Origin of the sequence: Streptomyces sp. WELS2 (assembly GCF_013870595.1) — a bacterium.
In the GTDB taxonomy this organism is placed as follows: domain Bacteria; phylum Actinomycetota; class Actinomycetes; order Streptomycetales; family Streptomycetaceae; genus Streptomyces.
Genome location: NZ_JACBWZ010000291.1, coordinates 1 through 7,066, shown reverse-complemented (window position 1 = coordinate 7,066; position 7,066 = coordinate 1). Strand labels below are relative to the sequence as shown.

The 7,066-nt window shown below is 73.2% G+C and carries 5 protein-coding genes; 1 reads left to right on the top strand and 4 read right to left on the bottom strand.

Annotated elements, in window-relative coordinates; translation table 11 throughout:
* Positions 1 to 1,269 (bottom strand): diaminobutyrate--2-oxoglutarate transaminase family protein (locus H5J33_RS18100; RefSeq protein ID WP_181795978.1); only part of this gene is annotated, 1,269 nt, incomplete at its 3' end.
* 409 nt (positions 1,270 to 1,678) lie between these two features.
* Here H5J33_RS18100 and H5J33_RS18095 point away from each other — a divergent pair.
* Positions 1,679 to 2,902, top strand: a complete 1,224-nt coding sequence (locus H5J33_RS18095; RefSeq protein ID WP_181795977.1) for a serine protease — start codon at positions 1,679 to 1,681, stop codon at positions 2,900 to 2,902.
* A gap of 74 nt (positions 2,903 to 2,976) precedes the next feature.
* Here H5J33_RS18095 and hflX read toward each other — a convergent pair whose 3' ends face one another.
* The 3 genes from hflX to H5J33_RS18080 form a co-directional block, all read right to left on the bottom strand.
* Entirely contained in the window at positions 2,977 to 4,464 is a 1,488-nt protein-coding gene (hflX, locus tag H5J33_RS18090; RefSeq protein ID WP_181795976.1) for a GTPase HflX, read from the bottom strand.
* Positions 4,465 to 4,623: 159 nt separating this feature from the next.
* On the bottom strand, positions 4,624 to 6,195 hold the full coding sequence (locus H5J33_RS18085) for a M1 family metallopeptidase (RefSeq protein WP_181795975.1): 1,572 nt from the start codon (positions 6,193 to 6,195) through the stop codon (positions 4,624 to 4,626).
* A gap of 415 nt (positions 6,196 to 6,610) precedes the next feature.
* Positions 6,611 to 7,066 (bottom strand): bifunctional (p)ppGpp synthetase/guanosine-3',5'-bis(diphosphate) 3'-pyrophosphohydrolase (locus tag H5J33_RS18080; protein WP_181795974.1); only part of this gene is annotated, 456 nt, incomplete at its 5' end.

Genomic DNA, 7,066 nt, shown 5'->3' with positions numbered 1-7,066 from the left:
GGTACGGGCGTCGGGGACTCCGCGGATCCCTGGGCCGGCGGGAACCTCCGGGCCACCGACGAACCCGGCGAGGTCATCGGCACCACCAGGGCCTTCCGGTCCCCCGGCCCCGCACGCCGGCGCCACCGGTTCACACCGCTCCGGCTCCGGGGCCACCAGTTCGATGCCGATCATCAGCCCGCGGCCCCGTACGTCCCCCACACACGCCTGCTCACGGCCGAGGTCCGCGAGACGGGCGAGCATGCGGGAGCCGAGGGTGGCGGCGCGTTCGGCGAGGCCGTTCTCGCGGACGTAGGCCAGGGTGGCGGTGCCCGCGGCCATGGCGAGCTGATTGCCGCGGAAGGTGCCGGCGTGGGCGCCGGGTTGCCAGGTGTCGAGGTCGTCGCGGTAGACGATCACGGCCAGCGGGAGGCTGCCGCCGATGGCCTTGGACAGGACCATGACGTCGGGGGTGACCCCGCTGTGGTCGACGGCCCAGAAGGCGCCCGTGCGGCCGACCCCGGTCTGGATCTCGTCGGCGATCAGCGGGATGGAGCGGTCCGCCGTGAGCCGGCGCATACGGCGCAGCCATTCGTCCGGCGCCGGAATCACTCCGCCCTCGCCCTGGACGGGTTCCAGGATCATCCCGGCGGGCTGCGGCACGCCGGACTTGGGGTCGTCGAGGAGGGACTCGGCCCAGCGGGCGGCGAGTTCGGCGCCGGTGGGGCCGCCGACGCCGAACGGGCAGCGGTAGTCCTGCGGGTAGGGCAGGCGGGCCACCTGGACGTCGGGGGCGCCGCCGGAGACGGCCAGCGCGCCGGCGGTCATGCCGTGGTAGGCGCCGGCGAAGGCGAGGACGCCGGAGCGGCCGGTCGCGGTACGCACCAGTTTGAGGGCGGCCTCGACGGCGTCGGTGCCGGCCGGGCCGCAGAACTGGACGCGGGCACGGTCGGCGAGGCCGGGCGGGAGGGTGCGGAACAGCTCGGTGACGAAGGCGTCCTTGACCGGGGTCGCGAGGTCGAGGACGGAGAGCGGGGCGCCCGAGTCCAGGACCCCGCGGATGGCTTCGAGCACGACCGGGTGGTTGTGGCCGAGGGCGAGGGTTCCGGCGCCGGAGAGACAGTCCAGGTAACGGCGGCCGTCGGCGCCCTCGATGGTGAGCCCCCGGGCCCGGACGGGAACGATGGGCAGGGCACGGGCGTAGGTGCGCGCCGAGGACTCGCGCGCCGACTGGCGTCTGAGGATCCCCTCGTGCAGGCCCCGCGTTTCACCGGACGTGACTCCGGCCATCGACTCCGTTACGGCCACGGCGCGCTGTCCTCCTGGCTGGTCAAGGGCGAGTCGGTGCTCGGGGACCGGACGCCGACGGCCGGTTCCACCGGCTACAACCGCCGGCCGTTCGGCCGGTTACGGGGTGACCCCGAGATCCTTGGCCGGAAGGTGAGGTGAGGCTTCCCGTATCCCTTTCGGACGGCGAGCGGCGGCGGTGCGCGGAGGGAGCCTCCCGGTGCGCTGCCGCCCTGTTCAGGCAGCCTGTGACGGAACCGTTGCCCTCCGGACAGAACTCCCCCACAGCGACCGCATAGTGTGTGGTGCCGTTCCCAGAAGGTCGCGGAACCGGCGTGAACCGTCCATGGGTTCGCCGCCGGCGCCGGGGCCGAAGCGCCGAGTTCCTTTCACAGCAGGGGGAGTCAAGACCATGCGATCCATACGGCCGTCGTTCACCGCTCGGCGAGGAAGGGGCGGTCGCCGCACCTCGGCCTCGCTGACGGCGGTCGCCCTCGTCTCGGTGCTGGCGCTGACCGCCACCGCCTGTGACAGCGGCGGGGCCGACGACGGCAACCCGGGCGCCACCGCGAGCGGGGCGGGCTCCCGTGACGGGAAGATCCACGTCCCCGACGACCTCAAGCGCAGGCTCAAGGAACACGGGTTCGACATCGACAAGTGGAAGAACGGCGCCTGGAAGGACTGGAACAAGGACGACTGGCTGCGCGAGGCCAACGACTTCGTCAACCCGATCATCAGCGGCCTGTGGGACCCGGACCGGATGCGCAGGGCCGAGGAGCCGGACCAGGGCGTCGACGCCAACGACATCTCCGGTGACCAGGGGGTGACGGACCCGACGCCGCAGCCGGTGCGGGCGCGGGCGGTCGCCGCGCCGTACCACACCAACGCGGCCACGTCGGGCAAGCTGCTCTTCGACTCGCCCGAGGGCACCATGGTCTGCTCGGCGACGGTCGTGCAGGACCCGGCGCACCCGGGCAAGTCGAACCTGGTCTGGACGGCCGGTCACTGTGTGCACGCCGGCAAGAAGGGCGGCTGGTACCGCAACCTCGCCTTCGTGCCGTCGTACAACGACCAGGCCCTGTCGGCGGCCGCGCTGCAGAACGCGAGCCGGTCCCAGGTCGCCCCGTACGGCGTGTGGTGGGCCGACGCGGCGAAGACCTCGCAGCAGTGGATCAGCGAGGGCGGCAAGACGGGCGGTGCCGGTGCCGCGTACGACTTCGCCGTCATCCATGTGACGCCGGAGCAGGGCGGTGGCGGCAAGTCGCTGGAGGAGACGGTCGGCGGGGCGCTGCCGGTGGACTTCGACGCGCCGGCCGTGGCGAACGTGAGCGGTGTGACGGCGTCCGGTTACCCGGCGGCGGCGCCGTACGACGGCGGGCTGCTGTACCAGTGCCAGGACAAGCCGGGCCGGCTCTCCCTCGAGCGGTCCGACCCGACGATGTACCGGATCGGCTGCACGATGACCGGTGGTTCGTCCGGCGGCGGCTGGGTGGAGACCGGCGCCGACGGCAAGCCCAAGCTGGTGTCCAACACCTCCATCGGCCCGGTGAACGCGGGCTGGCTGGCCGGTCCCCGGCTGGGCGAGGTGGCCAAGAAGGTGTACGCGTCGGTGAGCGAGCAGTTCGCCGGGCGGTGAGCGCGACACCGCGGTGAGCATGACGAGGGCCCGTCACCCCGGGTGGGGGTGACGGGCCCTCGCGGCGTCGTGGGTCAGGCGGAGACCGGCGTGTACGGCGCCAGGTCCGCCGCCAGTTCCTCGTGCACCCGGACCTTGAGCAGGGTGCCCTCCGCGGTGTGCTCCTCGGAGAGGACCTCGCCCTCGGCGTGCGCACGGGCGACCAGCTTGCCGTGGGTGTAGGGCACCAGCGCCACGACCTCGACCGCGGGGCGGGGCAGCTCGTCGTCGATCCGGGCGAGCAGTTCCGCGATGCCCTGGCCGGTGCGCGCCGAGACGGCGATCGAGCGCTTCTCGACCCGCAGCAGCCGCTGGAGCACCAGCGGGTCGGCCGCGTCCGCCTTGTTGATCACGACGATCTCGGGCACGCCGGTGGCGCCGACGTCCCGGATCACCTCGCGCACGGCGGCCAGCTGCTCCTCCGGGGTCGGGTGCGAGCCGTCCACCACGTGCAGGATCAGGTCGGAGTCGCCGACCTCCTCCATGGTGGAGCGGAACGCCTCGACCAGGTGGTGCGGCAGGTGCCGGACGAAGCCGACGGTGTCGGCCAGCGTGTACAGCCGGCCGCCCGGGGTCTCGGCCCGGCGGACGGTCGGGTCCAGGGTCGCGAACAGGGCGTTCTCGACCAGGACGCCGGCGCCCGTGAGGCGGTTGAGCAGGGAGGACTTGCCGGCGTTGGTGTAGCCCGCGATGGCCACGGACGGCACCTTGTTGCGCCGGCGCTCCTGGCGCTTGACCTCGCGGCCGGTCTTCATGTCCGCGATCTCCCGGCGCATCTTCGCCATCTTCTCGCGGATCCGGCGCCGGTCCGTCTCGATCTTGGTCTCACCGGGGCCACGCGTGGCGAGGCCGCCGCGACCGCCACCCATCTGCCGGGACAGCGACTGGCCCCAGCCGCGCAGCCGCGGCAGCATGTACTGCATCTGCGCGAGCGCGACCTGCGCCTTGCCCTCGCGGGACTTGGCGTGCTGGGCGAAGATGTCCAGGATCAGGGCCGTACGGTCGATGACCTTGACCTTGACCACGTCCTCCAGCTGGATCAGCTGGCCCGGGCTCAGCTCACCGTCGCAGATGACGGTGTCGGCGCCCGTTTCGAGGACGATGTCACGCAGCTCGGCGGCCTTGCCGGAGCCGATGTAGGTGGCCGCGTCGGGCTTGTCGCGGCGCTGGATGACGCCGTCGAGCACGAGCGCGCCCGCGGTCTCCGCGAGGGCGGCCAGCTCCGCGAGGGAGTTCTCGGCGTCCTGCGCGGTGCCGGTGGTCCACACGCCGACGAGCACGACCCGCTCCAGGCGGAGCTGGCGGTACTCGACCTCGGTGACGTCCTCCAGCTCGGTGGACAGGCCCACCACACGGCGCAGGGCCGCGCGCTCGGAGCGGTCGAACTGGTCGCCGTCCCGCTCGCCGTCGATCTCGTGGCTCCAGGCGACGTCCTCTTCCATCAGGGCATCGGCCCGAAGACCCTCGGGATAGGCGTGCGCGAGGCGCTTGGTGTCCTGGGAAGGGGAAGAAGAGGAGGTCATTGGATCCTTACGTCGATGGGATGCCGTTACGGCGTCTGTACGGCGGTCATACCCGACCGCTCGCCTTGTTCAACGTACGGGTACCCCGGGAGATTCCCGTGTCCCGTGCGCGCGCCGACCCGTAGATGGTCGCACGGGACGGCACGTCTCGTCACCGGGTTATCGCCTCAGGAGGGGCTGGGCCGCCTTGGGCGCCGCGGCCGGCTTCCAGTCCGGGTGGCCGGGCATCGGCGGGGTCTTCTCGCCGTACAGCCAGGGCCGCAGGAAGCCCTCGAGGTCGCGGCCGGCGACGGCCGAGGCCAGCCGGACGAAGTCGGCGGTGCCGGCGGTGGCGTCGCGGTGCCGCTGGACCCAGAGCCGCTCCAGCCGCTCGAAGGCGGGCCGGCCGATCTCCTGCCGCAGGGCGTAGAGGATGAGGGCGGCGCCGTCGTAGACGTTGGGCCGGAACAGGTCGATCTTCTGGCCGGGGGCGGGCGGCTTGGGCCGGGCGGGCGGGCCGCCGGCCGCGCGCCAGCCGTCGGAGGCGCCGTACGCGTCCTTCATCCGCGCCTCCAGCGACCGGTGCGCGGTCTCCTCGCTGTACAGCGCCTCGTACCAGGTGGCGTGTCCCTCGTTCAGCCAGACGTCGGACCAGGCGCGCGGGGTGACGCTGTCGCCGAACCACTGGTGGGACAGCTCGTGCACCATGATCGACTCCAGGTACCACTCGGGGTAGCCGGGCTCGGTGAACAGGCGCTTCTCGAAGAGGGAGAGGGTCTGGGTCTCGAGTTCGAAGCCCGTGGACGCCTGCGCCATGAGCACGCCGTAGGTTTCGAAGGGGTACCGGCCGACCTTGCTCTCCATCCAGGCGATCTGGTCCGGGGTCTTCGCCAGCCACGGCTCGAGGGTCTCGCGGGCGGCGGCGGGGACGACGTCGCGCAGGGGCAGCCCGTGCGGTCCCTCGCGGCGGACCACGGCGGAGCGGCCGATGGAGACCTGGGCGAGTTCGGTGGCCATGGGGTGCCGGTTGCGGTAGGTCCAGGTGGTGGTGTCGCCGTGCCGGGCGGCTCCGGTGGGCAGGCCGTTGGCGACGACCGTGTAGGCGTTCGGCGCGGTGATCCGGAAGGCGAACATCGCCTTGTCGGACGGGTGGTCGTTGCACGGGAAGACCAGGTGGGCGGCGTCGGCCTGGTTGGCCATGGCGAGCCCGTCGGCGGTGCGCACCCAGCCGCCCTGCTGGTCCTTGCCGTAGACGGGGTCGCTGGTGTGCCGCACGGTGATCCGGAACCAGCGGCCCTCGGCCAGCGGGTGGCGCGGGGTGACGACCAGGTCCTCGCCGGCGCTGGTGAACCCGGCCGGGAGTCCGTCGACCTCGACCGAGCGGACGGTGCCGTGGGTGAAGTCGAGGTTGACGCGCTCCAGGTCGGCGGTGGTCCTGGCGTCGATGGTGGTCACGGCCTCCAGCGGCTTGTCCTGGGTGGTGTAGGTGAAGTCCAGGGCGTACGAGGCGACGTCGTAGCCGGGGTTGCCCAGGTAGGGGTAGAGCCGGTCGCCGACACCGAGGGGCTCGGCCGGGGCCGCGGCGGCTACGAGACAGAACGAGACACCGGAGGCCAGCAAGGCCGCCTTGCGGTACCTGGTCTTTCCGGACCGGGTGTGGCGGGGGGTGGCGTCGGGCTCGCTCGGCGGAGCCAGGCGGTGCGGGGAGGACTCGGGCCGGGGGCGGAGGTGGAGACGGGGGTTGTGCGGCATGGACCACCGCTACCAGGACGGCCCCGCCGCACGGCGACGACGCGCGTCCGGCCCACCCGAACGGGTAGGTCGCGCGCCGTCGTCAGGAGGCGGCCCGATGGGCGGGGGCGGGCGCCGTCGGCAGGGGCAGCACGGCCGGTGGGCCGGGTACCACCGCCCGGCCCGGGACGACAGGTGGACCGGGCGGCGTCGGCAGGGGCGGGAGCCGGGAGGCAGGCCGGATCACCGTCGGCGGGTCTGGGAACCAGCAGTCGCGAGCCTGACCGCCACCGGCAGGACCGGGAGGCCGGAAACGCGGACCTGACCGGCGTCGACCGGACCGGGAAGCCGAAGGCCGGCCGGAGGCCGTGCTCGGAGCCGGGAGGTGACGGATGCGGCTGGGCCGGAGGTGGTGGGTGGCCGGCGCGCGGTGTGGTCAGGGGGCGGGTGCCTGGTGCTGGGCGCGGGTCACGTCGTACACCCCGGGTACGTCCCGCATGGCGCGCATCAGGGCCGGGAGGTGGGAGGCGTCGGGGAGCTCGAGGGTGTAGGTGTGGCGCACCCGCTGCTGGCTGGGCGGTTCGACGGTGGCGGAGACGATCTCCGCGCCCGCCAGGGCGATGGCCTCGGTGAGGTCGGCGAGCAGATGGGGGCGGCCGAACGATTCGGCGACCAGGGTGACCCTGCACTCCGCGGTGTCCCCCCACCGCACGCCGATCTGCGCGCGCCCCAGGCCCTTCATGTGCGCCACCGCCGCGCACTCCGCGCGGTGCACGGTCACCACTCCCCCGCGCACCGCGAACCCGGTGATCTCGTCCGGCGGTACGGGCGTACAGCACCGGGCGAGCCGTACGGCGGCGCCGGGCCGGTCCACGAGGACGTCGGCGCGCCG